Below are 26664 nucleotides of genomic sequence, written 5' to 3'. Positions count from 1 at the left end.
CCGAGCCGGGACATACCCGGCGAGCCTCACGCCAGCGCGTCGTCGATGGCCTTCGTGATCCGTTTCAGCGACACCGGATGGGCCGTCCCCAACGTCTGCGCGAAGAACGAAACCCGCAGCTCCTCGATCATCCACCGCACCTCGTCCAGCGCCGGTGACGAAGTCCCCGGTGGCAGTGAAGCCAGCGCGTCGCGGTACTCCGCGGTGATCCAAGCGATGTCGGCCGTGCGCTGCAGGTCGCGGGTCGGCTCCGAAGCCAGCTTCTCCAGCCGGCGCAGGATTCCCTGCAGGTAGCGGACCACGTTGCGCAGCCGCGAAGCGCCCGTCGCCGTCACGAAACCCGGGTACACCAGGCCCGACAGCTGGGCCCGGATGTCGGCCAGCGACTCCGCCGGACCTCGCGCCGACGGCAACGCCACCTCGACGTCGTTCGCCGCGCGGAGGATCTTCTCCACGTCGGTCAGCACGTCCAGCACCACCGGGTGCAGGCCCGCGCGGACCTTCTCCAGCAGCACCTTGAAGCCGGTCTCGTCGAACACCGGGCCGCCGCCCGCCGTCATCAGCGCGTCCACCGCGCAGTCGACGCAGTCCTCCAGCAGTGCCGCCACGCTTCCGTGCGGGTTCCGGTTCAGCACCAGCTTCGACGAGTTCGACAGCGACCTCGTGATGAACTTCATCGGCGAGTTCAGGTTCAGCCGCAGCATCCGCCGCGTGCCCGCCCACATCGCGTGCCGCTGCTCGGCCGGCGTGTCCAGCAGCCGCACCGCCACCGACGCGCCCTCGTCCACCAACGCCGGGTACGCCTTGACGTCGTGGCCGCGCTGCGTCGACTCGAACACCTCCGGCAGCGAGCCGAACGCCGGCTTGGTCAGCCCGGCCTTTTCGAGCGTGTTGGCCGCCTTCGAGATCGTCTCCCGGACCTTCGGCGCCAGCTTCCGTTGCAGCGCCTCGATGTCCTTGCCTTCGGCGACGCGCTTGCCGCGCTCGTCGACCACCCGGAACGTCATCTTCAGGTGCTCCGGCACCGACGAAAGGTCCCAGTCCGCGTAGGGTACCAGCACCCCGCGCAACGCACGCAGCTCGCGGCCGAGCACCTCCAGTAGCGGACCGTCCGAAGGGGACACTCGCGAAAGGACGTCCCGGGCCGTGTCCGGCGCCGGGACGAAGTTGCGCCGCAACGCCTTCGGCAAGGACTTGATCAGCTGGGTGACCAGCTCCGAACGGAGGCCCAGCACCTGCCAGTCGAACCCGTCCGGCGTCACCTGGTTCAGCACCGGCAGCGGGATGTGCACGGTGACGCCGTCCGCGTCCGCGCCCGGCTCGAACTGGTAGGTCAGCGCGAAGACCTGCGTGCCCTGCGTCCACGAGTCCGGGTAGTCACCCTCGCGGACGCCGCCCGCGGTCTCGTTGATGAGCATGGACTTCTCGAACGAGAGCAGGTCCGGCTGCTCGTGGCGCGTCTTCTTCCACCAGCTGTCGAAGTGGCGCACCGAGACGACGTCCGCCGGGACGCGGGCGTCGTAGAACTCGTACAACGTCTGGTCGTCGACCAGGATGTCGCGCCGGCGGGCCCGGTTCTCGAGGTCCTCGACCTCGTCCAGCAGCGCCCGGTTCTCGGCGAAGAAGTGGTGGCGCGTCTGCCAGTCGCCCTCGACGAGCGCGTGCCGGATGAACAGCGCCCGCGACATCTCCGGGTCGATCCGGCCGTAGTTGACGCGGCGGTCGGCGACCAGCGGGACGCCGTACAGCGTCACCCGTTCCGTCGCCATCACCGCGCCCTGCTTGCGTTCCCAGTGCGGCTCGGAGTAGGTGCGCTTGACGACGTGCCCGGCCAGCGGCTCGACCCACTCGGGCTCGATCCGGGCGTTCACCCGCGCCCACAGGCGCGACGTCTCGACCAGCTCGGCCGACATCACGAGCCGCGGCTGCTTCTTGAACAGCGCCGACCCCGGGAAGATGCCGAAGCGGGCACCGCGCGCGCCCAGGTAGTCGCCCTTGGCCGGGTCCTTCAGCCCGATGTGCGAGAGCAGCCCGGCGATCAGCGACGTGTGCACGCGCTGCGGGTCGACCGGGGTCGTGTTCGTGTTCAGCGAGATGCCGAGCGGCTTCGCCAGCTGCCGCAGCTGGCTGAAGATGTCCTGCCACTCGCGCAGGCGCAGGTAGTTCAGGTACTCGGTGCGGCACATGCGGCGGAACTGGTTGCCGGACAACGCCTTCTGCTGCTCGGCGACGTACTCCCACAGGTTGAGGTAGGCGAGGAAGTCCGACGTCGGGTCGGCGAACCGCGCGTGCTGCTGGTCGGCCGCCTGCTGCTTCTCCGCCGGCCGCTCCCGCGGGTCCTGGATGGACAGTGCCGCGGCGATGATCATGACCTCGCGGACGCAGCCGTTCTTCGCCGCCTCCAGCACCATCCGGCCCATCCGCGGGTCGACCGGCAGCTGCGCGAGCTTGCGGCCGATGTCGGTGAGCCGCCGGTCGCTGTTCCCGGCGGCCGCGCTGTCGAACGCGCCCAGCTCCTGCAGCAGCCCGACACCGTCGGTGACCTGGCGGCGGTCCGGCGGCTCGACGAACGGGAACGCGGCGATGTCGCCCAGCCCGAGCGACGTCATCTGCAGGATGACCGACGCGAGGTTCGTCCGCAGGATCTCCGGATCGGTGAACTCGGGCCGCGCCTCGAAGTCCTCTTCGGAGTAGAGGCGGATGCAGATGCCGTCGGACGTCCGGCCGCAGCGGCCCTTGCGCTGGTTCGCCGACGCCTGCGAGATCGGTTCGATCGGCAGCCGCTGCACCTTCGTGCGGTGGCTGTAGCGGGAGATGCGCGCGGTGCCCGGGTCGACGACGTACTTGATGCCCGGCACGGTCAGCGACGTCTCGGCGACGTTCGTCGCGAGCACCACCCGGCGCCCGGTGTGCTGCTGGAAGACGCGGTGCTGGTCGGCCGCCGAGAGGCGCGCGTAGAGCGGCAGGACCTCGGTGTTGCGGAGGTTCGCCCGGTTGAGCACGTCCGCGGTGTCGCGGATCTCGCGCTCGCCGGAGAGGAACACCAGGACGTCGCCCGGGCCCTCGGCGCACAGCTCTTCGACGGCGTCGAGGATGCCCTGGGTCTGGTCGCGGTCCGGATTGCCGTCGGGGTCTTCGGGGTCGACCAGCGGCCGGTAGCGCGTCTCGACCGGGTACGTCCGGCCGGAGACCTCGACGATCGGGGCGTCGTCGAAGTGCTTCGAGAACCGCTCCGGGTCGATCGTCGCCGAGGTGATGATGACCTTGAGGTCGGGGCGGCGCGGCAGCAGCTGCTTGAGGTAGCCGAGGATGAAGTCGATGTTGAGGCTGCGTTCGTGAGCCTCGTCGATGATCAGCGTGTCGTACTGGCGCAGCGAGCGGTCGGTCTGGATCTCGGCCAGCAGGATGCCGTCGGTCATCAGCTTGACCAGCGTGTCCTGCCCGGACTGGTCGGTGAACCGCACCTTGTAGCCGACGGTGTCGCCGAGCTCGGTCTTCAGCTCGCTCGCGATCCGGTCGGCGACCGTGCGGGCGGCGAGGCGCCGCGGCTGGGTGTGGCCGATCTGGCCGCGGATGCCGCGGCCGAGCTCGAGGCAGATCTTCGGCAGCTGGGTGGTCTTGCCCGAGCCGGTCTCCCCCGCGACGATCACGACCTGGTGCTTCGCGATCGCCGCGCCGATCTCGTCCTTGAGCTTGCTGACCGGCAGCTCTTCGGGGTACTCGATCTTGGGCACGTTCTCGCGGCGCGACGCGATGCGCAGCTCGGCCTTGTCGATGTCGGCGGAGATCTGCGCGAGGGCGGCGTCGCGGTCACGGGCTTTGCGGGCACCGTCGAGCCGCCGGCGCAGCCGCTGCTCGTCGCGCGGCATCAGCTCGGGCAGGCGCGCACGCAGCGCTTCGAAGGGGGATGACGTGGACATGCTTGCACCGAGGATAGCCGTGCGTGACGAGACCGGCCTCCCAATATCCCCGCCGCGTGACCGGGCGCACGCGAAAGGCCTCCGCACCGGGAGGTGCGGAGGCCTTCGGAGCCGGACTCAGCCCTGCTGGCCGGGCTGCTGCGGGTACTGCTGCTGGGGCTGCGGCTGGCCCTGGAACTGCTGGGGCTGACCCTGGTACGGCTGCTGCTGACCCGGGAACTGGCCCGGCGCCGGCGGCTGCTGGGCGAACTGCTGCTGCGGCTGCGGCGCGGACTTGGCGCGGTTCATCGCCACCGAACCGCCGATCAGCGCGACGCCGACCAGGCCGAGCACGATGCCGAAGCCGGGCTGCATGTCGGTGGCCCAGGACAGCAGCCGGAACTCGTAGTCGAACTGCTCCAGCACGAGCGAGCCGAAGCCGAGGACGGCGAACAGGATGCCGATCCGCATCATGATCGAAGACATGGAAAACCCCCAACAGGAAAGGAAAACTCGAGCCGGCCGCCCCGACGGCCCGCAATGGGACTCGAACAGTAGCCGCCGCTTCCCGAGCTGTCCCCGGTTTTCCCGTTTTGTTATCTCACGTCCGCCGGAGCGAGTCCGGGCCCAGGTCGGCGAGGGTGCGGTGGCCGGAAAGTCCCATGGTCAGGTCGAAGTCGGCCAGCAGGCTCCGCAGCACGTGGCGGACGCCGTCCTCGCCCGCGTGCGCCAGCCCGTACACCCACGGCCGGCCCACCAGCACCGCCCGCGCGCCCAGCGCGATCGCCTTCAGCACGTCCGCGCCGGTGCGGACGCCCGAGTCGAAGAGCACCTCCATGCGGTCGCCGACCGCCGCGACGATCCCGGGCAGCGCTTCCAGCGCCCCGATCGCGCCGTCGACCTGGCGGCCCCCGTGGTTCGAGACGACGATGCCGTCCATCCCGGCCTCGGCCGCGCGGCGCGCGTCGGCGACGTGCTGGATGCCCTTGAGCACGATCGGGCCGTCCCAGTGCTCGCGCAGGAACGGCAGCTGGTCCCACGTCCGGTCGGTGCCGGTGATCATGCCGATCCAGGTCAGGATGGCCGTGCCGCGGTCCTCCTCCGGCGTCTTCTCCAGCCGGGACAGGAACACGGGGTCGGTGAACGGGACCGCGAGCCCCTCGCCCTGCAGGAACGGCAGGTACGACTGGTCCAGGTCGGACGGCCGCCAGGCCAGCGTCCACGTGTCGAGCGTGACGACCAGCGCCGTGTAGCCGGCCGCCTTCGCCCGGGCCAGCAGGCTCGCGCAGACGTCCGGGTCGCCGGGCCAGTACAGCTGGAACCAGCGCGGGCCGTCACCGTTGGCCTCGGCGACGTCCTCGATGCCGGTCGACGACGCCGTGGACAGGATGAACGGGAGGCCGGTCGAGGCGGCGGCGCGAGCGGTCGCGGACTCGGCGTCCGGGTGGACGATCGACTGGACGCCGACGGGCGCGACGGCCACCGGCGCGGCCAGCCGGGTGCCGAGCACCGTGGTCGAGAGGTCGCGGTCGGTGGCGCCGGTCAGCATCCGCGGCACGACGCGCCAGCGGTCGAACGCCTCACGGTTGGCGCGCGCGGTCGCGCCGGAGCCGGCCGAACCCGCGACGTAGGAGAACGGGCCGGGCGCCATGACCTCACGGGCCGACGCTTCGAGCTTCGTCGCGTCGGTCGAGCACGGCGGCAGCACCCCACCGAGTCCCTGCAGGTAGAGCTCGTTCTGGTAGCTGCCGAAGCGTTCGGTCACGGCTTCCTCCTCGCGTTCGAACGCGCACTGTACTCGTCGGTAACGGCTCAGGCCGGAGGACGCCGCATCGGCTGCATCGGCGGTCCGCCGGGTGGCCGGAACGCGGGCCCGTGGTCGCGGAAGCCGAGCCGCCGGTAGAGCCGCGTGCTGTCCGGCGAGCTGGCCTCCAGGTAGGTGGGCACGCCCTCGGCGTCCGCGCGGTCGAGGCCGTGGCGCAGCAGCCGCCCGCCGATGCCCCGGCCCTGGTGTCCGGGCCGGACGCCGACGAACTGCGCGTGCCAGAGCGGTCCGGCCGGCTCGACGGCCGCCATCAGCCCGAGCAGGACGCCGAGCCGATCCGCTTCGGCCGCGTCGAGCCCCTCGATCGGCTCGTCGTCCCCGCCCGCGGGCAGCCAGATCACCGCGGCCGTGTGGTCGCCGGTCACGTCGACGTGCCCGGCCGCGAACCCGGCTTCGACGAGCGCGCCGAAGAACGCCGGGTGCGAGACGGCGCGGCGGCGTCCGGCGTCCGGGAACACCCAGCGGCTCACCGGGTCGTCCTGGAACGCCTCGACGAGGAGCTCGACCACGATGTCCACTTCGGACGGATCCGCGGCGCGGACGTCGCTCACCGCGTCTCCGCGAGTTCGTCTTCGCGCAGCGGACCGCCGATCCCCGCGTAGACGTCCGGACGCCGGGTGCGCAGCGCCTCGGCCCGCAGGAAGCCGGCCAGGCCGGCCAGCGCCAGCAGCCCCGGCAGGCCCCAGCGCAGCGACGGGATCGAGCCCGCCGGACCGAGCAGGACGTCGAAATGGACGATGATGAGCACGAGGATCGCGGTCAGCGTCACCGCCGCGATCGCGGGCGCGCCCGCGCGCCGCCACCACGTCTCGCTGCCCGGGCGGCGGCGGAAGAACCCGATGACCGACAGCGAAACCGCGATCATGATGATCGTGACACCCGTCGAGGCGGTGACGCCGGTCCAGGTGAACAGGTCGGTGAACGGGTCGCGCCCGGCCAGCGCGAAGACCGAGACGACGACGATCCCGATCGAGGTCTGGACCAGCGAGCCGCCGATCGGCGCGCCGGTGCGTTTGCTGGTGCGGCTGAAGCCCTCCGGCAGGAGCCCTTCCCGGCCCAGCGCGAAGAAGTAGCGCGCCACGGCGTTGTGGAGGCTCAGCAGCGCGGCGCACTGGCTGGTCAGGAAGAGCAGGTACGCGGTGTCGGCGAAGGCCGGGCCGACGTACTGCCCGCCGAGCCCGAACAGCAGGCCCGGCCCCTCCGCGGTGGCGCGCTCGACGATGTGGTCCGGCCCGGTCGCGACCGCCATCCCGAGCGAAGTGACGATGTAGAGGACCGCGGTCAGGCCGATCGCGATGAAGGTCGCGCGGCCCACCGTCCGGCGCGGATCGCGGCACTCCTCGCCGTAGGTGGCGGCCCCTTCGAAACCGACGAAAACCGCGATGGAGAAAGCGAAAACCGCGCCGACGCCCGCCGTGAAGAGACTCGACGGCTCCAGGGGGACGACCGAAACGGACCCACCGGCCGGGTGGCCGAACATGGCGACGTTCAGCACGACGAGCACCGCGACCTCGAGGGCCAGCGCCACGCCGAGCACCTTCGCGTTGAGGTCGATCCGCAGCACGCCGGCGGCGCCGACGGCGAGCACCGCCAGCAGCGCGATCGGCCACCACGGCAGGTTCCAGCCGAACGTCGTGTTCAGCCAGGTGGAGACGGAAAGGCCGAACAGGCCGAAGACGCCGGTCTGGATGGAGCTGTAGGCGAGCACCGTCACGTAGGCGACGGCGGTGCCCGCGGAGCGCCCGATCCCGTGCGCCACATAGGGGTAGAACGCGCCGGCGTTCGTGATGTACCGGCTCATCGCGGCGTACCCGACGCCGAACAGCGCGAGGACCGGGGCGAGCAGGACGAACGACAGCGGCACGCCGACGCTGCCGGTCACCGCGTAGGTCGCCGAGACCCCGCCGGCGATCGCGTACAGCGGGCCGGCCGCCGCGACGACGAAGAAGACGATCTGGGCGGCGCCGAGCCGCCTCCGTCCGAGGCCGGGCCCCGGTGATTGGGTACGCATGAACCTTCCCCCGCGCCGTAGGTGATCTTGGGCGCGGCGCCCCAGAGTAGGGGGTCCGCACGGGAGGGCGGTACGTCCGTTCGGGGTAAACCGTGACGGCGCCGAAACCGCGCGAAGCCGGACCGCTATCTTCGGCATCCTCACCGCGACCGCCCAGGGGGCCTTTTTCCGTCATGCGCCGGCTCACCTTGGTCGATTCCTTCTTCTTCCTCGGACACGACGAGTTCACCGGCCGCCCGACGCTCAGCCGGACGTCGCTGGGCATCGGCCTCGCCGGCGCGGCGTTGTGCGACCTGCTCTTCACCGACCGGATCACGGTCGAGAACCGGAAGGTCCGCGCGATCGCGGGACGGCCGCCGGGTATTCCGACGGCCGATCACGTGTTTTCCGAAATCGTTTCGGAAACGGGAACGCACAGCGTGCGCGAGTGGGTGGACCACCTGCGCGGGGAACTGCCGTCGATCGCGGCGGACAACCTGGTCGCGCTCGGCCTCGTCCGGCGGACACCCGAGCGGGTGTTCCTCCGCCGCCACCGCTACCCACCGGCGGACTTGCTGGTGTCGACGGCGGCCCGCAGCAAGGCCCGGGCGGCGGTGTTCGGCGTCGACCGGCCCGACCCGCACGCGGCGTGCCTGGCGCTGCTGGCGTGGACGGCGGGGGTGGACGACCTGTGCGAGCCGGAACTCGGGCGGGCGCAGGTGCGGGGGTGGATGGAGGACACGCACCAGGGGCTGCCGCGGCGAATCGCGGATGTGGTCGCCGGGGTGGCCGCGGTCGCGGCGGCGGTGGTTTACACCGGGGATCGGAAGTGACCGGCGGGGGTGCGACCGGCCGCTGGATCAGCGACCCGAAGTGACCCGCGGGTAACCTGAGCGCGTCCGCCGTCGACGTCCCCTGGAGGAGACATGCGCGCGTACGACGTGGTCCTGTTCGGCGCCACCGGGTTCACCGGGGGTCTCACCGCCGAATACCTGGCGCGCCACGCGCCCGCGGATCTGCGGTGGGCTCTTGCCGGGCGCAACCTCGGGAAGCTCGAAGCCGTCCGGGCGCGGCTCGCCGGGATCGACGACCGCTTCGGTTCGCTCGACCTGCTCGTCGCCGACTCCGGCGATCCCGCGTCGCTCGCGGCCGTCGCCAGGGCCACCAAGGTCGTCATCACCACCGTCGGCCCCTACCTCACCCAGGGCGAGCCGCTGGTGGCCGCGTGCGCCGCGGCCGGGACCGACTACGTCGACCTGACCGGTGAGCCCGAGTTCGTCGACCGGATGTACCTGGCGCACGACCGCCGGGCCCGCGAGACCGGCGCGCGGCTGGTGCACGCCTGCGGCTTCGACTCGATTCCGCACGACCTCGGCGCGTACTTCACCGTCAAGCAGCTGCCCGAAGGCGTGCCGCTGAAGATCGACGGTTACGTCCGGGCCAGCGGGATGCCCTCGGGCGGCACGTTCCTCAGCGCGCTGACCATCATGTCCCGGCTGCCGGCCGGGGCGCGGATCGCGAAGGAACGCGCGGCCGCCGAGCCGCGGCCGGCCGGGCGGTTCACCCACGCGCCGCTCGGACGGCCGCACCGCGTCACCGATCCCGGCTGGTGGGCCGTGCCGCTGCCGACGATCGATCCCGAGGTCGTCCGCCGGTCGGCCGCCGCGTCCGAGCGCTACGGGCCGGACTTCACCTACCGGCACTTCGCCGCGGTCAAGCACCTGCCGGTGCTGGCGGGCGGCGCGCTCGGGATCGGCGCGCTGTTCGCCGCCGCCCAGGTGCCGCCCGCCCGGCGCGGACTCTCGCGCCTGCTGGCCCCCGGAAACGGCCCGAGCCCCGAACGCCGGGCCCGGTCGTGGTTTTCCGTGCGGTTCATCGGCGAAGGCGGCGGCGAGCGCGTCGTCACCGAGGTGTCCGGCGGCGATCCCGGTTACGACGAAACGGCGAAGATGCTCGCGGAATCGGCGTTGTGCCTCGCGACCGACGACCTCCCGGAAACGGCGGGCCAGGTGACCACGGCGACCGCGATGGGCGACGCGCTGATCGACCGGCTCACCAAGGCGGGGATGCGATTCGCGACGCTGTGACGCTTTCCCGGCGCCGAGCGTGAAGCGCCCCGGACCTCACTCGCCGGATACCGCGTGGACCCGCCCGATCTCGTAGTCCGCCTCGTCGAACGAGCCCACCGCCGACCGCAGCCGGCCCGTCGAAAACGGCCAGCTGAAACTGTTGCGCCCGTTGACATCCGTGTAGTAACTCGAACAACCGCCCGACTGGTACACCGTTCCCGGCAGCGCCGCCTGGACCTCCGCGTTGAACGCGTCCTGGACCGACGGCCGCACCGACAGCGACGTCCAGCCCGAGCTCAGCGTCCGGGTCACCGCCGCCACCGTGTGGCGCAGCTGGGCCTCCATGATCATGAACGCCGACGAATGCCCGGTCCCCAGGCTCGGCCCCAGCAGCAGGTACAGGTTCGGGAACCCGGCCACCGTCGTCCCCGCGTACGCCTGGGGGCTGCCCTTCCAGTGGTCGTCGAGACTGCGGCCGCCGGCGTCGAAGAGCCGCGACGAAACCGGCATGTCGAGGATGTGGAAGCCCGTGCCGAAGATGATCGCGTCGACCTCGGCCGACGATCCGTCCGCGCCCAGGACGCGGTCTCCGACGACCGAACGCACCGCCGTCGGATGAACGTCCACATGGGACAGCGTCAGCGCCCGATAGTACGTGTTCGACATCAGGAGCCGCTTGCAGCCGAGCGTGTAGTCCGGCGTCAACGCCTTGCGCAGCAACGGATCCCGCACCGACAGCCGCAGGTGGGCGAGCCCGATCTTCTGCACCTGCCGCAGCAGCCACGGGTGCCGGAACCCGAAGCCGAGCGTCTCCATCGCCGCGTACTCGGCGCTGCGCAACGCCCGCTGCAGCGCCGGGAACCGCCGCAGCAGGAACCGCTCGACGCCCGGGACGTGGTGGTCCGGCTTCGGCAGCACCCACTGCGCCGTGCGCTGGAACAGGTGCAGCCGGCCGACCTCCCCCGCGATGCGCGGGACGAACTGGACCGCCGACGCTCCGGTGCCGATCACCGCGACCCGCTTGCCCGCCAGGTCGTAGCCGTGGTTCCAGCGCGCGGAGTGGAAGACCTCGCCCGGGAAGTCCGCGAGCCCCGGCAGGTCCGGGATCAGCGGCTCGTGCCACGGCCCGGTGCCCGCCACCAGGACCCGCGCGGTGTACGGGCCCCGGGACGTCTCCAGCTCCCAGAGGGAGCCGGTCCACTGCGCCCGCGTCACCTCGACGCCGTAGCGGATCTTGTCCGTGACCCCGAACCGCGACGCGGTGTCCGCCAGGTACGCCCGGATCTCGGCCTGCCCGGCGAACGCCCGCGTCCACCCCGGGTTGGGCGCGAACGAGTAGGAGTACAGCGCGGACGGGACGTCGCAGGCGCAGCCGGGATAGGTGTTGTCGCGCCAGGTCCCGCCGAGCGAACCGGCCTTCTCCAGCACGGCGAGGTCGTCGACGCCGGCCTGGCCGAGCCGGATGGCCGCCCCCAGCCCGGACGCCCCGGCACCGACGACGAGGACAGCGAAGTGGCGTTGGTCCATTTTCGGAGACTAGCAGTATTCGAATACTAGTGGTACCCCGATTCCCGGGCTGGCTAGAGTGGACGCATGGCCCGACTCACCCGCGCGGAAAGCCAGGCGCGCACCCGCGAGCAGCTGATCGAGACCGCCAAGCTGCTCTTCCTGCGCGACGGCTACTCCGTGACGTCGCTGGAAAAGGTCGCGGACGAGGCCGGGTACTCGAAGGGCGCGGTGTACTCGAACTTCCGCAACAAGGACGAGCTCTGCCTCGCGGTGCTCGACCGGATCCACGACGAGCAGGTCACCCTGGTCGCCGAGGCACTGGTCGGCGCCGACGGCGTGGACGGGCTGCTCGCCGCGTTCCAGACCTGGGCCGAGCGCAGCATCGGCGACGAGGCGTGGACCGCCCTGGAGGTCGAGTTCGCCACGAACGCCCGGCGCAACCCGCACGTGCGCGCCGAGCTGGCCGCGCGGGACAAGGCCATCCGCGACACCATCGCGGACCTGCTCGCCGGCTACGCCGAGCGGTTCGGGATCACGCTCCCGATGCCGGCCGCCGACGCCGCGACGGCGTTGCTCAGCCTCGGCATCGGCCTCGGCGTCCAGCGGGCGATCGACCCGACGATCCCGGTGAACGTGCTGCCGGACGTCATCCGCCTCTTCGCCGGCGCGCGCTGATCCCGCCGAAATAGCCTCTTTTCCGTTCGCGGATTTACCTATTTGCCGAATCCGAGTCCACTGAGGACGGAAACGCGCTGTTCAGGAACGTGAACATCTTCCGCCTCTTGTGAAGCCGTTCACCCTTCGCTACCGTGGCGCTACGCCGCAGCACCACCCGATGCCCCGAAGGCGACGGCTACGCAGGCCGCCGAATTCCGGGCTTCGTCCGCCATGCCCGAAAAGCCGTGCTCCCCCACGGCAAGTTCCGCGGAAAGGGTTTTCCCCATGAGCAAGAAGTTGCGGCCGGTCTTCATCGGCGCGCTCGGCGCGGCCTCCGTCGCCGCCCTCGTGATCACCACTCCCGCCCTCTCCACGGCGGCCCCCGCCCCACTGGCCGCGACCAGCGCGACCGCCCTCGCCACCGGCGACCTCTCCGCGCCGGCGAAGAAGGAGATCGCGATGAAGCTGGTCTCCAGCGCGGAAAACTCCTCGCTGGACTGGAAGGCGCAGTACAAGTACATCGAGGACATCGGTGACGGCCGCGGCTACACCGCGGGCATCATCGGGTTCTGCTCCGGCACCGGCGACATGCTCGAGCTCGTCGAGGCCTACACGGACGCCGTCCCGAACAACCCGCTCGCCAAGTACCTCCCCGCGCTGCGGAAGGTGAACGGCACCGACTCGCACAGCGGGCTCGGCTCGGCGTTCGAGAGCGCGTGGAAGCAGGCCGCGGCCACCACCGCGTTCCAGGACGCGCAGAACAGCGAACGCGACCGCGTGTACTTCAACCCGGCGGTGAGCCAGGGCAAGTCGGACGGCCTCAGCAACCTCGGCCAGTTCGCCTACTACGACGCCATCGTCATGCACGGCCCCGGCGACAGCTCCGACAGCTTCGGCGGCATCCGCAAGACGGCGATGAAGAAGGCGAAGACGCCGGCCCAGGGCGGCAACGAGACGACCTACCTCAAGGCCTTCTTCGACGCCCGCAAGGTCATCATGAAGCAGGAAGAGGCGCACGCCGACACCTCCCGCGTCGACACCGAGCAGCTGGTGTTCCTCAACGCGGGCAACTTCGACCTGCACACCCCGCTGAAGTGGAAGGTCTACGGGGACAGCTACACCATCAACTGACACCCGGCGCGGCCGGCGTGGCACCGGTACCCTCTCCCGCATGCGCAGGAGATCCCTCGGTGCCACGCTGGCCGCGGCCGCGCTGCTGACCGGTGCCGCCACACCCGCGACCGCCGCCGCGCCGCCCGCGGACCCGGGCCAGCTCATCACCGTCCGCGCCCGCTCGGCGGGCGACGCCACCGCCGTCCTCACGGCGTGGCAGCGCACCGGCGGCGAGTGGACGAAGGCGTACGGCCCGATCCCCGCCCACGTCGGGAAGAACGGCGTCGGGCAGGCGAGCGAGTCGACCTCCCACACCCCCGCCGGCGTCTGGCCGCTCACCGAAGCGTTCGGCATCGAGCCGGCCCGGACCCGGCTGCCCTACCGCGAGGTCACCACCTCGGACTGGTGGGTTTCCGACGTGGCTTCCCCTTACTACAACACGCATTTCACGTGCGCCCCCGGCAGCTGCCCCTTCGACGAGGCCGCCGGCGAGAACCTCGGCGAGGCCGGCTCGGTCTACGCCCAGGCCGTCGTCATCGACTACAACCGAGCGCCGGTCGTACCCGGCGCGGGCTCGGCTTTCTTCCTGCACGTCACCGACGGGAAGCCGACCGCGGGCTGCGTCGCGATCCCCAAGCCCGACCTCGAAGCCCTCCTGCGCTGGCTCGATCCGGCGAAGCACCCCGTCATCGAGATCAGCTGAGCAGGTCCGCCGCCGTCCGGGTGTTGATGATCCGTTCCGGTCCGATGCCCGCCTGGATCGCACGCTCGCAGCCGTAGCCCAGCCAGTCGAGCTGGCCCGGCGCGTGCGCGTCGCTGTCGATGGCGAACTCGCAGCCGATCTCGGCGGCCAGGCGCAGCAGCTTCATCGGCGGGTCGAGGCGTTCCGGGCGCGAGTTGATCTCCACCGCGACGCCGTTCTCGCGGCACGCGGTGAACACCGCCTTCGCGTCGAACTCCGACTCCGGACGTCCGCGGCCGGCGACCAGCCGCCCGGTGCAGTGCCCCAGCACCCGGGTGTGCGGGTTCCGGACCGCGGCGAGCATCCGCCGCGTCATGTCCTTCGCCGGCATCCGCAGCTTCGAGTGCACGCTCGCGACGACGAAGTCCAGCTGCCCCAGCAGGTCCTCTTCCTGGTCGAGGGCGCCGTCGTCGAGGATGTCGACCTCGATGCCGTGCAGCAGCCGGAACGGCGCCATCAGCTCGTTGGCGCGTCCGACGATCTGCATCTGCGTCCGCAGCCGGTCCGGCGAGAGCCCGTTCGCGACGGTCAGCCGCGGCGAGTGGTCGGTCAGCACCATCCACTCGTGGCCCAGGTCCCGGCCCGCGACGGCCATCTCGCCGATCGAGCTGCCGCCGTCCGACCAGTCGGAGTGGGTGTGGCAGTCGCCGCGCAACGCCGAGCGCAGCGGCTCGCCGTCCGGCAGCTTCTTCTCGACGATCTTCTCGCGGTAGGCCGGGTCGCGGCCGGCCAGCGCGTCCTCGATGACGCCGGCGGTGGCCTTGCCGATGCCGGGCAGCGAGGTGAGCGTGCCGTTCTCGGCCATCTGCGCCAGCTGCTCGGCGCCGACCTTGTCGGCGGTCGCGGCCGCGCTCCGGAACGCGCGGACGCGGTAGGTCGGTTCTCCCGCGCGTTCGAGCTGGAACGCGATCTCCCGCAACGCCCATGCCGGATCCATGGGACCTGTCTACCCTTTCCGGGGCAGTTCGTGCAGCTCGACGTCCGTCAGGGTGCCGCGCTCGATGCGGCAGGTCTGGTAGGTGCAGAACGGCTGACGGCGGCGATCCGTCGGTGAACCGGGGTTGAGCAGCCGCAGGCCCGCCGGGGTCGTCGTGTCCCAGGGGATGTGGCTGTGCCCGAAGACCAGCACGTCGGTGTCCGGGAACTGCGCGTCGCACCGCTGCTCGCGGCCCTGCTTCGCGCCGGTCTCGTGGATCACGGCCAACCGCACGCCGCCGAGGTCCGCCCGCGCGATCTCCGGGAGCCGCGCCCGCAGGCCGGCGCCGTCGTTGTTGCCGTAGACGCCGATCAGGCGCTTGCTGCGGGCTTCCAGCTCGTCCAGCAGGTCCGCCTCGACCCAGTCGCCGGCGTGCACGACGACGTCGGCCGCCGTCACCTCGGCCCACACCTGCTCCGGCAGCGGGCGGGCGTGGGTGTCCGAGATGAGCAGCAGCTTCATCCGATGGCCTTGAGGACCCGTTCGAGGAAGCCGCCGATGTGGTCCTTGAGGAGCGCCGCGGCCCCTTCGGCGTCGCCCTTCTTGGCCGCGGCGAGGACCGCCTTGTGCTCGGTCCACTCCTTCTTCCAGCTGGGGTTGGCTTCCCAGCCGACGACGCTGATCAGGGCCGCGCGGTCCTTGAGGTCGTCGAGGATCGAGACCAGCAGCGGGTTGCCGCAGCCGCGGTAGAGGGCGCGGTGGAAGCGGCGGTTGAGCAGGCTCAGCGCGGCCTGGTCCTTGTCGGCGATGGCCGTCGAGGCTTCCTTCAGCGCCTCCGCCGCGTCGTCGAGCAACGCGGCGTCACGCTGTTCGACGGTCCGGCGGACGGCTTCCGGTTCCAGCACCATCCGCACGTCGTAGACGGACTTCGCGAGCTCGGCGTCGACCGTGACCACCGACGCGCCCTTGTACGGGCTGAACGTCACCAGGCCCGAGTTGGAGAGCACCTTGAGCGCCTCGCGCACGGGCGTCTTCGACACGCCGAGCCGCGCGGCCAGCTCCGCTTCGACGAGCGGCTGGCCGGGCACCAGCTCGCGGGTGAGGATGCCGCGGCGGATCTCCTCCAGGACCACTTCGGTCCGGGAGGCGGGCAGGCTGAACGTCCCGGTCATGGCGCTCCCTCGGTCGTGTCGAAGCCCATTCAACCAGGCCCCCGGGATCATATATCAGATGCCATACTGGATCGCATGAAAGCACCCGAGGAGCTCCGCAGCCACCGGTGGTTCGGCGGCGACGAGCTGCGCAACTTCAGCCACCGCGCCCGCGGCCGTCAGCTCGGCTACAACCCGGAAGAGCACCTCGGCAAGCCGGTCATCGGCATCCTCAACACGTGGTCGGACATCAACCCCTGCCACATGCACCTGCGCGAACGCGCCGAGCAGGTCAAGCGCGGCGTCTGGCAGGCGGGCGGCTTCCCGCTGGAGTTCCCGGTGGCCACGCTCTCGGAGACCTACCAGAAGCCGACACCGATGCTCTACCGCAACCTCCTGGCGATGGAGACCGAGGAGATCCTGCGGTCCTACCCGATCGACGGCGCGGTCCTGATGGGCGGCTGCGACAAGACCACACCGGCACTGCTGATGGGCGCGGCGAGCGCCGGGCTGCCCGCGATCTTCGTGCCGGCCGGGCCGATGCTGCGGGGACACTGGCGCAACGAGGTCCTCGGCAGCGGCACCGACATGTGGAAGTACTGGGACGACAAGCGCGCCGGGCTGATCGGCGACGCCGAGATGTCCGAACTGGAGCGCGGGCTCGCGCGGTCGCCGGGGCACTGCATGACGATGGGGACGGCGTCCACGATGACGTCGGCCGCCGAGGTGCTCGGCATGACCCTGCCGGGCGCGGCGTCGATCCCCGCGGTCGACTCGGCGCACCACCGGATGGCCGCGGCGAGCGGCGCGCGGATCGTCGGCATGGTGTGGGAGGACCTGACGATCACGCGGATCCTGGACAAGCGGGCCTACGCCGACGCGATCACCACCGTGCTCGCGCTCGGCGGGTCGACCAACGCCGTGATCCACCTGATCGCGATGGCCGGGCGCAGCGGGATCCCGCTGTCGCTGGCCGACTTCGACGCCATCGCGCGGCGCGTGCCGGTGCTGGCGAACGTCCGGCCGGGCGGCGACTGGCTGATGGAGGACTTCTACTACGCGGGCGGCCTGCCCGGGCTGCTTTCGCGGCTGACCGACCTGCTGCACACCGACCGGGTGACGGTCACCGGCCGCACGCTCGAAGCCGACCTGGCGGCCGCGCGGGTGCACAACGACGACGTCATCCGCCCGCGGGACAACCCGGTGGCGGCCGAGGGCGGGGTGGCCGTGCTGCACGGCAACCTGGCGCCGTCGGGTGCGGTGATCAAGCACATCGCCGCCGAACCGCACCTGCTCACCCACACCGGGCCCGCCGTGGTCTTCGAGAACTACACCGACCTCAAGAAGCGCATCGAGGATCCGTCGATCACCGCGGACTCGGTGCTGGTGCTGCGCGGCTCCGGCCCGCTCGGCGGTCCGGGCATGCCCGAGTACGGGATGCTGCCGATCCCCGCGCACCTGCTCGCCGCCGGGGTGCGCGACATGGTCCGGCTCTCCGACGCGCGGATGAGCGGCACGAGCTACGGCGCGTGCGTCCTGCACGTGGCACCCGAATCCCACGTCGGCGGCCCGCTGGCGCTGGTCCGCGACGGCGACCTGATCAGCCTGGACGTCCCCGCGCGGACGTTGCACCTGGACGTGTCCGATGAGGAGCTGGAGCGCCGGCGTGCCGAGTGGACCGCGCCCGCGCCCCGGTTCGAGCGCGGTTACGGCGCGCTCTACAGCGAACACATCACGCAGGCCGACGAAGGCTGCGACTTCGACTTCCTGGCGCGAGCGGGCCGCAATCCGGAGCCCGACGCCGGCTGAGGGCGCGCCGATTGACCGTTCCGTGACCGGTTCATCCCCCGTTAGGGCGAGTCGTACGGCTTGTCCGGGTGCCCCGTACGCTGATCCCGTCACCGGCGCGATCCGGTGCCGCGTTGAAGGGGTGGAGAGTTGCCGTACGAACCGCGCTGGCCCGAGTCACACGGTGAGCAGACGGACGTCCTGCCGGTCGTCCGGCCCGAACCGGACCCGGCACCCTCTCCGGTGCAGAAGCTCGCCCAGCGGATCAACCTGCGCAAGACCGGCCTGATCGCCGGCGGCGCCTTCGCCGTGCTCGTCGCGATCTACGGCATCGACCTGCTGGTCAGCCAGGGCAGCGTCCCGCGCGGGGTGACCGTGGCCGGCGTCGACGTCGGCGGCATGGACCGCCAGGCCGCCGAGCAGGAGCTGCGCGGGCAGATCGAGCCGCGGCTGACGCGTCCCCTCGCCGTGACCGCGGGCGACGTCAAGGGCGAGCTGTCGCCGACGCTCGCCGGGCTGAAGCTCGACTGGCCGCAGACCCTCGACCAGGCCGGCGAGCAGCCGCTGAACCCGTTCACGCGCCTGGCGTCGCTGTTCTCCAGCCGCGAGGTCGGCGTCGTCAGCCACGCCGACGAGACCAAGCTCGCCGCCGCCCTCGACAGCCTCCGCAGCCAGGTCGACCGCGAGCCGGCCGAAGGCACCGTGAAGTTCGAGGGCACGAACCCGGTCGCCGTCGCGCCGAAGCCCGGGCAGAAGCTCGACGTCGAGGCCGCGAAGGCCGCCGTCGTCGAGAAGTGGGCGCGCGGGGAGACCCTGGCGCTGCCGGTCACCGGCACGCCGGTGCGCACCACGCCCGAAGGCGTCCAGGCCGCGCTGGAGCAGTTCGCGCGCCCCGCCGTCTCGGGCCCGCTGGTGGTCAAGGGCGACGGCAAGAACGCCACCGTGAAGCCGGACGCGATCGCCGCGGCGCTGAGCTTCGAGCCCGCCGAAGGCGGCGGGCTGAACCCCAGGATCGACAACGCCAAGATCGCCGAAGCCGCCGGGCCGCAGCTGAAGTCCACCGAGAAGGAGGGCAAGGAGGCGACCATCGTCTTCGAGGGCGGCAAGCCCACGGTCGACCCGTCGACCGACGGCCGGACCATCGACTGGGACCCGAGCCTCAAGCCGCTGCCCGACGTCCTCAAGAAGACCGACGGCCGCGAGGTCGCCGCGGTCTACAAGGACAGCCCGGCGAAGGTGACGACCGAGCAGGCGAACCAGCTGGGCGTCAAGGAGGTCGTCGGCGAATTCACCACCGGCGGCTTCGCGGCCGACTCCGGCACGAACATCCGCGTCGTCGCGCAGAAGGTCAACGGCGCGATCGTCAAGCCGGGGGAAACCTTCAGCCTCAACGGGTTCACCGGCCCGCGCGGCAAGCCGCAGGGTTACGTCGAGGCCGGCGTCATCGAGAACGGCGCCCCGGCGCGCGAAGTCGGCGGCGGCATCTCGCAGTTCGCGACGACGCTGTACAACGCGTCGTACTTCGCGGGCATGAAGGACGCGGGGCACAAGGAGCACAGCTACTACATCAGCCGCTACCCCGCCGCGCGCGAGGCGACGGTGTTCCAGAACCCCAACGGTGCCAGCGTCATCGACATCAAGTTCACGAACGACTCGGCCACCGGCATCGCGATCCAGACGATCTGGACGCCGTCGTCGATCACCGTGAAGCTGTGGGGCACCAAGCGCTACACCGTCGAGTCGATCCAGGGCGGCCGGTCCAACCCGACCGACCCGCCGACCAAGCCGGGGCCGGCGGAGAACTGCCACGCCTCCAACGGCGCGCCGGGCTTCACCACGAGCGACACCCGCGTGCTCAAGGACGCGGCGTCCGGTCGTGAGGTCAGCCGCTCGACCCGCAACGTCCGCTACAACCCGCAGCCGAAAATCACGTGCGGCGAGGGGCAGTGACCTCCTAACGGCCGTTCACGCACCGCGTCCGCGGCGGTACCGTGGGTGTCCATGGCGACGCGTGCGGTGGGATTCCGGGACGTCCTCGCGGTGGCCGAGTTCCGGGCGTTGTTCTCGGCGCAGCTGGTCTCGGTCACCGGTGACCAGCTCGCGCGGGTCGCGTTGTCGATCCTGGTCTACGGCCGGACGAAGTCGCCCGGCTGGGCGGCACTGGCGTACGCGCTGACGTTCCTGCCGGACCTCGTCGGCGGGCCGCTGCTGTCCGGGCTGGCCGACCGCCACCCGCCGCGCGCGGTGATGGTGCTGTCCGACGTGGTGCGCGCGCTGGCGGTCGCGGTGATGGCGTGGCCGGGGCTCCCGCTGCCGGCCGTCGCGGCCCTGCTGATCGGCGTCCAGCTGGTCAACCCGGTCTGGAACTCCGCGCGCGCCGCGCTGCTGCCGCAGGTGCTGCCCGGCGAGCGGTTCGTGCCCGGGATGGGCCTGCTGATGATGCTCGTGCAGGCGGGCCAGGTCGCCGGGTTCGCCCTCGGCGGGCTCCTGGTCGCGGCCGTCGGCACCGGCGGCGCACTCTTGGCGGACGCGGTGAGCTTCGCGGCGTCGGCACTGTTCCTGGTCACCGGCGTCCGGTCCCGGCCGCCGCGGGAGTCGTCCGGGGTCCGCTGGTGGCGGCACGTGCGCGCGGGCTGGACGGTGGTGGTCGGCGACCGGCGGCGGCTCGCGCTGGTCGCGCTCGGGTGCGTGTCGGGCATCTACATCGCGGGCGAGGCGATCGCGGCGCCGTACGCGGCCGAACTCGGCGGTGGCGCGGTGGTGGTCGGGCTGCTGCTCGGGGCGTACGCGCTGGGCAACGTCATCGGGATGGCCGCGTTGTCGCGGATCCCGGCTTCCCGGCGGAGCCGCTTGCTGGGGCCGTTGGCCGTCCTGGCGTGCGCGGCGTTGCTGGGGTGCGCGCTGCGGCCGGACCTCGAGGCGACGCTGGCGCTGCTGACGCTGTCCGGAGTGGCCAGTTCCTACAACCTCATCGCGAACACGACGTTCGTCCAGCTGACCCCGGACACCCAGCGCGCGCAGGCGTTCGGCTTCGCGCTGACGGCGTTGCGGGTGTCGCAGGGCCTCGGCGTGGTGCTGGCCGGGCTGGCGGCCGAGCGCGCGGCACCGCACGGGGTCGTCGCCGGAGCCGGGGCGATCGGTGTGGTGGCCGCCTGCGGGGCGGCGTCGCTGTGGCGGCGCGCGCAACCGGAACCCCGGTGACCGGCGGGGCCCGCCGGTCACCGGGCAGGGGTCAGGACCGGGTCCAGTCGGTCGGGCACTGCGGCAGCGGTGACGAGACGCCGGGGCGGGTCCAGTCCGTCGGCAGCTCGCGGACGGTCCAGTCGGTGGGCAGTTCGCGCGCGGTCCAGTCGGTCGGGATCTGCCGCGGAGTCCAGTCCGTCGGGATCGAACGGGTCCAGTCGGTGGGGAGCTGCCGCGTCCAGTCGGTGGGCCGCTGCGCGCGCCGGCGGGACGGGACGATGTTGGCGTTGGGCAGGAAGTGCGACATGATTTCTCCTGTTCGGATCGGATATTGCACAGTGCGTGACCGGACGGTAGCCCGACCAGCCTAGTGACACACCGCGTTCATTCGATTACAGTGACGATTTCCGCGACGAAGTTCCGTCCTGAATAGAAGGGCGTTTCGTGGGATTGTCCGGGTCCCCAGGGCGAAAGCCCAGCTCAGAACGTCCACGATCAGGTATCCGTACGTGGGCGATGTGGAAGCTGGCCACTCCGGTGTTCGGCTATGTCCTCGTCGTCGACGCGCTGGCGCTGGTCGCGGTCCTCGCCACGGCCGCGCTCGTGCCGATCACCACCCAATCCCTGCTCTGGTGCGGCCTGATCCTGGCCGGCGAAATCGTGCACCTCGAAGCGGCGCAACGCATCGAGCGCATCCGCGAGCTCGCCGCCGACGGACGGCCGCACATGCACCTGCAGTCGATCTGGATCTTCGCCGGGCTGCTCCTGCTGCCGCCGCCGCTGGCCACGCTCGTCATCGTGGTCAGCTACGCCCATTCCTGGGTCCGCGTTTACCAACGCCGTGGCGTAATTCACCGGAAAGTGTTTTCCGGGGCGACCGTCATCCTCGCTTGTTTCGCCGCGGGCGCCGTTCTGTCGGCCGGCACCGGGCACCTGGCGCCGTACGTGCCGTACCTGGACGGGTTCGGCGGGATGACCGCGCTGCTGCTGTCCGGGATCGTCTACTTCGGGCTCAACTACGTGCTGGTGATCCTCGCGATTCTGATGAGCAACCCGGGCAAGCCGCCGCGGCAGGCGTTCGGCAACCCGTCGGACGTGCTGATCGTGCTGGCCGCCGTCGGCGTCGGCTGCGGGATCGCGCTGGTGATGACGGTCCGGCCGTGGCTGCTGCCGGTGCTGATGGTGACGCCGGTGGCGCTGCACATCGGCCTGCTGCTGCCGCAGTTCCAGGCCGCCGCGCGCACGGACTCCAAGACCGCGCTGCTGGCGCCGGAGTTCTGGGTCCAGCTGGCGCGCGCCGAGCTGGTCCGCGCCGCGGAGCTGTCGTCGACCGCGGGCGTGCTGATGATCGACCTCGACCACTTCAAGGCCATCGACGACGGCAACGGCCACCTGGCGGGCGACGAGGTCCTGCGCGCGATCGCGGTGGCGATCCAGGGGTCGGTGCGCAGCGGCGACTACGTCGGCCGGTTCGGCGGCGACGAGTTCGTGGTGCTGCTCCCCGGCGCGACGAGCGTGGAGATCGTGTCCATCGCGGACCGCATCCGCGCGGCGATCGCCCGGATCGAGGTGCCGGTGCCGGTGATCCGCCCGGGCAAGCCGGAGGTGATCGACGGCCTGACGGCCTCGATCGGCGCGGCGGTGTACCCGGAAACGGCCACGGAGTACACGATCCTGCTCCAGGCGGCGGACGACGCGGTGTTCGCGGCGAAGGCGGCGGGCCGCGACCGCGTGGTCCTCGCGACGCCCCACACCGCACTCATCCGCCCCGAAGTCCCCGACGTCCTCTGAAAGTCCGTGAACGGCCCATCGAGGGAGTCCCTCGATGGGCCGTTCACGGCTTACGGCAGGGTCGCGAGGGACGCTTCGAGAGCGGCCACGGACAGTTCGTCGTCCACCATGTCCCCGGCCAGGTAGGCGCCGTAGGCCGGCAGGTCCAGGTGCGCGTGGCCGCACAGGGCCGTGAGGATCACCTTCTCCTCGCCCGTTTCCTTGCACCGCAACGCTTCCTGGACGCACGCCGCCAGCGCGTGCGTCGGCTCCGGAGCCGGGATGATTCCTTCGGACCGCGCGAACCGGACGCCCGCCGCGAAGCACTCCTGCTGGCCGATCGCGATCGCCTCGATCAGGCCGAGCTCGTAGATGTGCGAGATCAGCGGCGACATCCCGTGGTAGCGCAGGCCGCCCGCGTGGATCGGGTCCGGGATGAAGTCGTGGCCGAGCGTGTGCATCTTCAGCAACGGCGTCAGCCCCGCGGTGTCGCCGAAGTCGTAGGCGTACTTGCCGCGCGTCAGCGACGGGCACGCGGCCGGCTCGACCGCGCGGATCACCGGGTCCATCCGGCCCGCCAGCTTCTCGCGCAGGAACGGGAAAGCGAGCCCGCCGAAGTTCGAGCCGCCGCCGGTACAGCCGACCAGGAGGTCGGGGGTGTCGCCGGCCAGTTCGAACTGCTTCAGCGCCTCTTCGCCGATGATCGTCTGGTGCAGCAGCACGTGGTTGAGCACGCTGCCCAGCGCGTACCGCGCGTCCGGGTCCTGCGCCGCCTGCTCGACGGCCTCGCTGATCGCGATGCCGAGGCTGCCCGTCGAATCCGGGTGGTCCTTGAGGATCGCGCGGCCGGACTCGGTCAGCTCGGACGGGCTCGGGTGGACGGTCGCGCCGAACGTCTCCATCATCAGCTTGCGGTAGGGCTTCTGGTCGTAGGACGCGCGGACCTGCCAGACCTCGCACTCCAGGCCGTACTGGGCGCAGGCGAACGCGAGCGCGCTCCCCCACTGGCCGGCGCCGGTCTCGGTCGTCAGCCGGCTGACGCCTTCCTGCGCGTTGTAGAACGCCTGCGGCACAGCGGTGTTCGGCTTGTGCGACCCGACCGGGCTGACGCCTTCGTACTTGTAGTAGATCCGCGCCGGGGTGCCGAGCGCCTTCTCCAGCCGGCGCGCGCGGTACAGCGGCGACGGCCGCCACAGCCGGTAGACGTCCCGGACCTCCTCCGGGATGTCGACATAGCGATCAGTCGTCACTTCCTGGGCGATGAGCGCCTGCGGGAAGAGCGGCGCCAGGTCGTCCGGGCCGACGGGCTCGCGGGTGCCGGGGTGCAGCGGCGGCGGGGGCGGCTCGGGCAGGTCGGGGATGACGTTGTACCACCGGGTCGGCAGGTCGTCTTCGTCCAGGATGAACTTCGTCTTCTCACCCATCGAGCCTCCTTGGTCGGCATCTCAACTTAGGACGCCTCCAGCCGCGGAGCCAGTACGGTGTGGACATCGACCTCCGGAAGGGGCATCGCGGTGGACGGCGTGCTGACGGACCTCCCGACGTGGCTGCCACCATCGGGCCGGGGCCCGGGCCTGGTGCTGGTCCAGGAGATCTTCGGGCTCGACGACTACCTGCGCTCGGTGGCGGCGGAGCTGGCCGCCGAGGGGTACGTGGTGGCGGTCCCCGAGCTGTTCCACCGGACGGCGCCCGGCTGGTCGTCTTCCCACGACGAAGCGGGCGTGGCGGCGTCGATGAAGGTGGCGTCCGCTTTCGACCCGGCACTGGGGCTTTCGGACGTCCTGGCGACCGTGGCCCACCTCCGCGCCCAGCCGGCGGTTTCGGGCGGCGTCGGAGTGCTGGGTTTCTGCCTGGGCGGGTCGCTGGCCTTCGCGGCGACCGCCGCGGGCGACCCGGACGTGGCGGTGTCGTTCTACGGCTCGACGGTGGCCGGGCAGATCGCGGACCTGGCGAAGATCACGTGCCCGATCCAGTTCCACTTCGGCGGGCAGGACCCGTACATCCCGCGCGCGGACGTCGCGGTGGTGGAGGCGGCGGTCGCCGCCCACCCGGGCGCGGAGATCCACGTCCAGGAGGACGCGGGACACGCGTTCCACAACAACGTGGCCCCGATGTTCCACCACCCGGCCGCGGCGGCCAGGGCGTGGGCGCTGACGACCGCCTTCCTGCGGCGCACCCTGCCGGCGTAACGGCTTCCGGCCGTCAGGCGGGATTCTTGCGCTGGTTGGCGTTGAAGCGCGCCTTCTTCTGCCGGTTCCCGCACGTGTTCATGTCGCACCACCGGCGGGTGCGGCTCTGGCTGGTGTCGAAGAAAGCGGCTCGGCAGGTCGGCGACGCGCACAAGGCCAGCCTTCCGTCCCGTTCGCCGGCGAGGATGCCGATCGCGTCGGCCGCGATCACGCCCAGGGCGTCTTCGACGCAGGAAGGCGAGCTGAGCCGCCACCGCCGAGCGCCCTCGGTTGTCAGGACGGCCGCGGCCCGGCCCTGAACACTGCGGACGTTGATGACCCGGACGGCGGACGCGGGGAGCGCGCCCTGGGTCGCGGCCGCGGTCGCGGCGGCGTGGATCGACTCCCGCAGTTCCCGGGCGAGATCGAGCTGGGCATCGGTGCACGAGTCCACGGCGAGGCCGCTCACCACCAGCCAGTCGACGAGCCGCCGCGGCGTGGGAATGCGCTCCACGGCGTCGCCACGGCGCTCCGTCAAGGTCGCCGTGAAGCTGGTCGCCAGCACAGTGCCGAGGCGGAAATCGGGGAACTCAGCGGGCATGGAACCACCTTAGCCGGTTGCGCCTCGCCGCGGCGCCGTGTTAGAACCAGCTAAGCCGGTTCCACGATGGCCAGGAGGTCTCATGCCCCGTCCCACCAGCGACGTCCGGGTGTTCGAAGCCCGCGCGACCGACGCCGACCTCGACGACCTGCGCGCGCGACTGGCCGCGGCGCGGCTGCCGGAAGCCGAGACGGTCCCGCCCGCCCGCCGGTGGGACCAGGGCGTTCCGCTCGCCGACCTCGTCGAGCTCGTGGACCACTGGCGCACCGGGTACGACTGGCGGTCGTTCGAAGAGCGCCTCGACCGCATCGGTCAGTTCCGCACGACCATCGACGACCTGGGCATCCATTTCCTGCACCGCCGGTCCCCGCGCGCGGACGCCACTCCGCTGCTCATGACGCACGGCTGGCCGGGCAGCGTCGCCGAGTTCGTCGACGTCGTGGACGAGCTGGCGGATCCGGAAGACGCGGCCGCGCCTGCGTTCCACGTCGTGGCCCCGTCGCTGCCCGGCTTCGGTTACAGCGACAAGCCGGCCACCACCGGGTGGGGAACCGAGAAGATCGCGGCCGCCTGGGTGGACCTGATGGGCCGGCTCGGCTACGGCGAATTCGCGGCCCACGGCGGCGACTGGGGAGGCAACATCACGACGGTCCTCGGCGGCCGCTTCCCGGCGCACGTCCTCGGCATCCACACGACGTTCGCGGAAGGACCGCCCGGCCTGACGACGGACGGGCTGACGCCGGCCGAGCGCGAGTGGACCGAGGAAACCCGCGAGTTCTGGCACCACCGTGCGGCGTACGCGAAGCAGCAGGCGACCCGGCCGCAAACCATCGGCTACTCGCTCGTCGACTCGCCGGTCGGGCTGCTCGCCTGGATCCTCGACAAGTTCGCCGAATGGTCGGACACCGAAGACAGCCCGTTCGAGACGATTTCCCGCGACCGAGTTCTCGACGACGTGACCCTGTATTGGCTGACGCGAACCGGAGCGTCAGCGGCCCGCATCTACTACGAAAGCCACAATTCGCTCGACCCCGAACTCCGGGTCGACGTCCCGGCGGCGATCACCATGTATCCCCGCGACATCGAAAAGTGCCCGCGCCCCTGGGCCCAGGAACGCTACCGGCAGATCGTCCGGTGGCGGTCGCCGGAAACCGGGGGACATTTCCCGTCGCTGGAGGTGCCCGGGTATTTCGTCCGGGATCTGCGGGAAGGCCTCGCGGCGGTGCTGGCCGCCGGCCGCTGAACCCCGGCCCGGGCCCCCGGCGGCAAGCCACGTCGCCGGG

At 71.4% G+C, this 26664-nt stretch carries 23 protein-coding genes; 11 read left to right on the top strand and 12 right to left on the bottom strand.

Annotation, left to right across the window (positions count from 1 at the left end):
• Positions 1-26 precede the first annotated feature (26 nt).
• The 5 genes from hrpA to ABZ342_RS18745 all read right to left on the bottom strand — a co-directional run bounded on the left by hrpA (position 27) and on the right by ABZ342_RS18745 (position 7735).
• Positions 27-3920 carry an ATP-dependent RNA helicase HrpA gene (hrpA, locus tag ABZ342_RS18765; RefSeq protein ID WP_360474354.1) on the bottom strand — a complete coding sequence of 1298 codons (3894 nt, stop codon included), beginning with the start codon at positions 3918-3920 and terminating at the stop codon, positions 27-29.
• 117 nt (positions 3921-4037) lie between these two features.
• A complete protein-coding gene (locus ABZ342_RS18760; protein WP_230862389.1) occupies positions 4038-4385 on the bottom strand; it encodes a hypothetical protein in 348 nt (115 codons plus the stop codon).
• A gap of 115 nt (positions 4386-4500) precedes the next feature.
• Positions 4501-5664, bottom strand: coding sequence for a lactate 2-monooxygenase (locus tag ABZ342_RS18755; RefSeq protein ID WP_360474352.1), 1164 nt, complete (start codon positions 5662-5664; stop codon positions 4501-4503).
• Between the two features lie 47 nt (positions 5665-5711).
• Entirely contained in the window at positions 5712-6275 is a 564-nt protein-coding gene (locus ABZ342_RS18750) for a GNAT family N-acetyltransferase (RefSeq protein ID WP_360474350.1), read from the bottom strand.
• On the bottom strand, positions 6272-7735 hold the full coding sequence (locus ABZ342_RS18745) for an APC family permease (protein ID WP_360474348.1): 1464 nt from the start codon (positions 7733-7735) through the stop codon (positions 6272-6274). The genes ABZ342_RS18750 and ABZ342_RS18745 overlap by 4 nt, the downstream gene beginning before the upstream one ends.
• Positions 7736-7908: 173 nt before the next feature.
• Between ABZ342_RS18745 and ABZ342_RS18740 the strand changes: the two genes are divergently transcribed.
• Entirely contained in the window at positions 7909-8547 is a 639-nt protein-coding gene (locus ABZ342_RS18740; RefSeq protein ID WP_155541800.1) for a GPP34 family phosphoprotein, read from the top strand.
• Between the two features lie 93 nt (positions 8548-8640).
• Positions 8641-9801 carry a saccharopine dehydrogenase NADP-binding domain-containing protein gene (locus ABZ342_RS18735; RefSeq protein ID WP_360474346.1) on the top strand — a complete coding sequence of 387 codons (1161 nt, stop codon included), beginning with the start codon at positions 8641-8643 and terminating at the stop codon, positions 9799-9801.
• Between the two features lie 36 nt (positions 9802-9837).
• Here the strand turns inward: ABZ342_RS18735 and ABZ342_RS18730 are convergent, their stop codons facing one another.
• Positions 9838-11310 (bottom strand): NAD(P)/FAD-dependent oxidoreductase, encoded by a 1473-nt coding sequence (locus tag ABZ342_RS18730; protein WP_360474344.1) that lies wholly within the window; start codon positions 11308-11310, stop codon positions 9838-9840.
• Between the two features lie 66 nt (positions 11311-11376).
• Between ABZ342_RS18730 and ABZ342_RS18725 the strand changes: the two genes are divergently transcribed.
• The 3 genes from ABZ342_RS18725 to ABZ342_RS18715 all read left to right on the top strand — a co-directional run bounded on the left by ABZ342_RS18725 (position 11377) and on the right by ABZ342_RS18715 (position 13765).
• Positions 11377-11967, top strand: a complete 591-nt coding sequence (locus ABZ342_RS18725) for a TetR/AcrR family transcriptional regulator (RefSeq protein ID WP_155541797.1) — start codon at positions 11377-11379, stop codon at positions 11965-11967.
• 267 nt (positions 11968-12234) lie between these two features.
• On the top strand, positions 12235-13080 hold the full coding sequence (locus ABZ342_RS18720) for a chitosanase (RefSeq protein WP_155541796.1): 846 nt from the start codon (positions 12235-12237) through the stop codon (positions 13078-13080).
• 40 nt (positions 13081-13120) lie between these two features.
• Positions 13121-13765 (top strand): L,D-transpeptidase family protein, encoded by a 645-nt coding sequence (locus ABZ342_RS18715; protein ID WP_360474342.1) that lies wholly within the window; start codon positions 13121-13123, stop codon positions 13763-13765.
• Here ABZ342_RS18715 and ABZ342_RS18710 read toward each other — a convergent pair.
• From ABZ342_RS18710 to ABZ342_RS18700, 3 genes are read right to left on the bottom strand one after another with little or no spacing between them, the layout of a single operon-like run.
• A complete protein-coding gene (locus ABZ342_RS18710; protein ID WP_360474340.1) occupies positions 13758-14741 on the bottom strand; it encodes a PHP domain-containing protein in 984 nt (327 codons plus the stop codon). The genes ABZ342_RS18715 and ABZ342_RS18710 overlap by 8 nt on opposite strands.
• A 9-nt stretch (positions 14742-14750) precedes the next feature.
• On the bottom strand, positions 14751-15242 hold the full coding sequence (locus ABZ342_RS18705; protein WP_155541793.1) for a metallophosphoesterase: 492 nt from the start codon (positions 15240-15242) through the stop codon (positions 14751-14753).
• On the bottom strand, positions 15239-15892 hold the full coding sequence (locus ABZ342_RS18700) for a GntR family transcriptional regulator (RefSeq protein ID WP_155541792.1): 654 nt from the start codon (positions 15890-15892) through the stop codon (positions 15239-15241). The genes ABZ342_RS18705 and ABZ342_RS18700 overlap by 4 nt, the downstream gene beginning before the upstream one ends.
• Before the next feature lie 75 nt (positions 15893-15967).
• On the opposite strand from ABZ342_RS18700, the gene araD reads away from it, so the two are divergent.
• The 3 genes from araD (at position 15968) to ABZ342_RS18685 (ending at position 20860) form a co-directional block, all read left to right on the top strand.
• Positions 15968-17680 (top strand): L-arabinonate dehydratase, encoded by a 1713-nt coding sequence (araD, locus tag ABZ342_RS18695; RefSeq protein ID WP_360474337.1) that lies wholly within the window; start codon positions 15968-15970, stop codon positions 17678-17680.
• Between the two features lie 129 nt (positions 17681-17809).
• Complete coding sequence (locus ABZ342_RS18690) at positions 17810-19609, top strand: VanW family protein (protein WP_360474335.1); 1800 nt, start codon at positions 17810-17812, stop codon at positions 19607-19609.
• Between the two features lie 51 nt (positions 19610-19660).
• A complete protein-coding gene (locus tag ABZ342_RS18685; RefSeq protein ID WP_360474333.1) occupies positions 19661-20860 on the top strand; it encodes an MFS transporter in 1200 nt (399 codons plus the stop codon).
• A gap of 31 nt (positions 20861-20891) precedes the next feature.
• Here the strand turns inward: ABZ342_RS18685 and ABZ342_RS18680 are convergent, their stop codons facing one another.
• Entirely contained in the window at positions 20892-21149 is a 258-nt protein-coding gene (locus tag ABZ342_RS18680) for a hypothetical protein (protein ID WP_360474331.1), read from the bottom strand.
• A gap of 209 nt (positions 21150-21358) precedes the next feature.
• Here ABZ342_RS18680 and ABZ342_RS18675 point away from each other — a divergent pair, with 209 nt between their 5' ends.
• Complete coding sequence (locus ABZ342_RS18675) at positions 21359-22633, top strand: diguanylate cyclase (RefSeq protein WP_360474329.1); 1275 nt, start codon at positions 21359-21361, stop codon at positions 22631-22633.
• A gap of 50 nt (positions 22634-22683) precedes the next feature.
• On the opposite strand, the gene ABZ342_RS18670 is transcribed toward ABZ342_RS18675, so the two are convergent.
• Positions 22684-24036 (bottom strand): TrpB-like pyridoxal phosphate-dependent enzyme, encoded by a 1353-nt coding sequence (locus ABZ342_RS18670; protein WP_155541786.1) that lies wholly within the window; start codon positions 24034-24036, stop codon positions 22684-22686.
• 90 nt (positions 24037-24126) lie between these two features.
• Between ABZ342_RS18670 and ABZ342_RS18665 the strand changes: the two genes are divergently transcribed.
• Complete coding sequence (locus ABZ342_RS18665) at positions 24127-24801, top strand: dienelactone hydrolase family protein (protein WP_360474327.1); 675 nt, start codon at positions 24127-24129, stop codon at positions 24799-24801.
• Positions 24802-24814: 13 nt separating this feature from the next.
• On the opposite strand, the gene ABZ342_RS18660 is transcribed toward ABZ342_RS18665, so the two are convergent.
• The gene (locus ABZ342_RS18660; RefSeq protein WP_360474325.1) at positions 24815-25381 is read right to left on the bottom strand and encodes a CGNR zinc finger domain-containing protein; all 567 of its coding nucleotides are present in this window, start codon (positions 25379-25381) and stop codon (positions 24815-24817) included.
• Positions 25382-25463: 82 nt separating this feature from the next.
• Between ABZ342_RS18660 and ABZ342_RS18655 the strand changes: the two genes are divergently transcribed.
• Positions 25464-26624: an epoxide hydrolase family protein gene (locus tag ABZ342_RS18655; RefSeq protein ID WP_360474323.1), complete on the top strand. Its 1161-nt coding sequence runs from the start codon at positions 25464-25466 to the stop codon at positions 26622-26624.
• The last annotated feature ends 40 nt before the right edge of the window (positions 26625-26664 follow it).

This window comes from Amycolatopsis sp. NPDC005961 (genome assembly GCF_040629235.1).
GTDB lineage: Bacteria > Actinomycetota > Actinomycetes > Mycobacteriales > Pseudonocardiaceae > Amycolatopsis > Amycolatopsis camponoti.
This window is presented reverse-complemented; position numbering and strand designations above follow the sequence as displayed.

Coding starts and splice junctions, on each gene's coding strand:
- ABZ342_RS18670 (WP_155541786.1), bottom strand. CDS start 24,036: ATGGGTGAGAAGACGAAGTTCATCCTGGACGAAGACGACCTGCCGACC.
- ABZ342_RS18685 (WP_360474333.1), top strand. CDS start 19,661: ATGGCGACGCGTGCGGTGGGATTCCGGGACGTCCTCGCGGTGGCCGAG.
- ABZ342_RS18655 (WP_360474323.1), top strand. CDS start 25,464: ATGCCCCGTCCCACCAGCGACGTCCGGGTGTTCGAAGCCCGCGCGACC.
- ABZ342_RS18680 (WP_360474331.1), bottom strand. CDS start 21,149: ATGTCGCACTTCCTGCCCAACGCCAACATCGTCCCGTCCCGCCGGCGC.
- ABZ342_RS18760 (WP_230862389.1), bottom strand. CDS start 4,385: ATGTCTTCGATCATGATGCGGATCGGCATCCTGTTCGCCGTCCTCGGC.
- ABZ342_RS18675 (WP_360474329.1), top strand. CDS start 21,359: ATGTGGAAGCTGGCCACTCCGGTGTTCGGCTATGTCCTCGTCGTCGAC.
- ABZ342_RS18660 (WP_360474325.1), bottom strand. CDS start 25,381: ATGCCCGCTGAGTTCCCCGATTTCCGCCTCGGCACTGTGCTGGCGACC.
- ABZ342_RS18705 (WP_155541793.1), bottom strand. CDS start 15,242: ATGAAGCTGCTGCTCATCTCGGACACCCACGCCCGCCCGCTGCCGGAG.
- ABZ342_RS18720 (WP_155541796.1), top strand. CDS start 12,235: ATGAGCAAGAAGTTGCGGCCGGTCTTCATCGGCGCGCTCGGCGCGGCC.
- ABZ342_RS18700 (WP_155541792.1), bottom strand. CDS start 15,892: ATGACCGGGACGTTCAGCCTGCCCGCCTCCCGGACCGAAGTGGTCCTG.
- hrpA (WP_360474354.1), bottom strand. CDS start 3,920: ATGTCCACGTCATCCCCCTTCGAAGCGCTGCGTGCGCGCCTGCCCGAG.
- ABZ342_RS18715 (WP_360474342.1), top strand. CDS start 13,121: ATGCGCAGGAGATCCCTCGGTGCCACGCTGGCCGCGGCCGCGCTGCTG.
- ABZ342_RS18735 (WP_360474346.1), top strand. CDS start 8,641: ATGCGCGCGTACGACGTGGTCCTGTTCGGCGCCACCGGGTTCACCGGG.
- ABZ342_RS18745 (WP_360474348.1), bottom strand. CDS start 7,735: ATGCGTACCCAATCACCGGGGCCCGGCCTCGGACGGAGGCGGCTCGGC.
- ABZ342_RS18740 (WP_155541800.1), top strand. CDS start 7,909: ATGCGCCGGCTCACCTTGGTCGATTCCTTCTTCTTCCTCGGACACGAC.
- ABZ342_RS18730 (WP_360474344.1), bottom strand. CDS start 11,310: ATGGACCAACGCCACTTCGCTGTCCTCGTCGTCGGTGCCGGGGCGTCC.
- ABZ342_RS18725 (WP_155541797.1), top strand. CDS start 11,377: ATGGCCCGACTCACCCGCGCGGAAAGCCAGGCGCGCACCCGCGAGCAG.
- ABZ342_RS18710 (WP_360474340.1), bottom strand. CDS start 14,741: ATGGATCCGGCATGGGCGTTGCGGGAGATCGCGTTCCAGCTCGAACGC.
- araD (WP_360474337.1), top strand. CDS start 15,968: ATGAAAGCACCCGAGGAGCTCCGCAGCCACCGGTGGTTCGGCGGCGAC.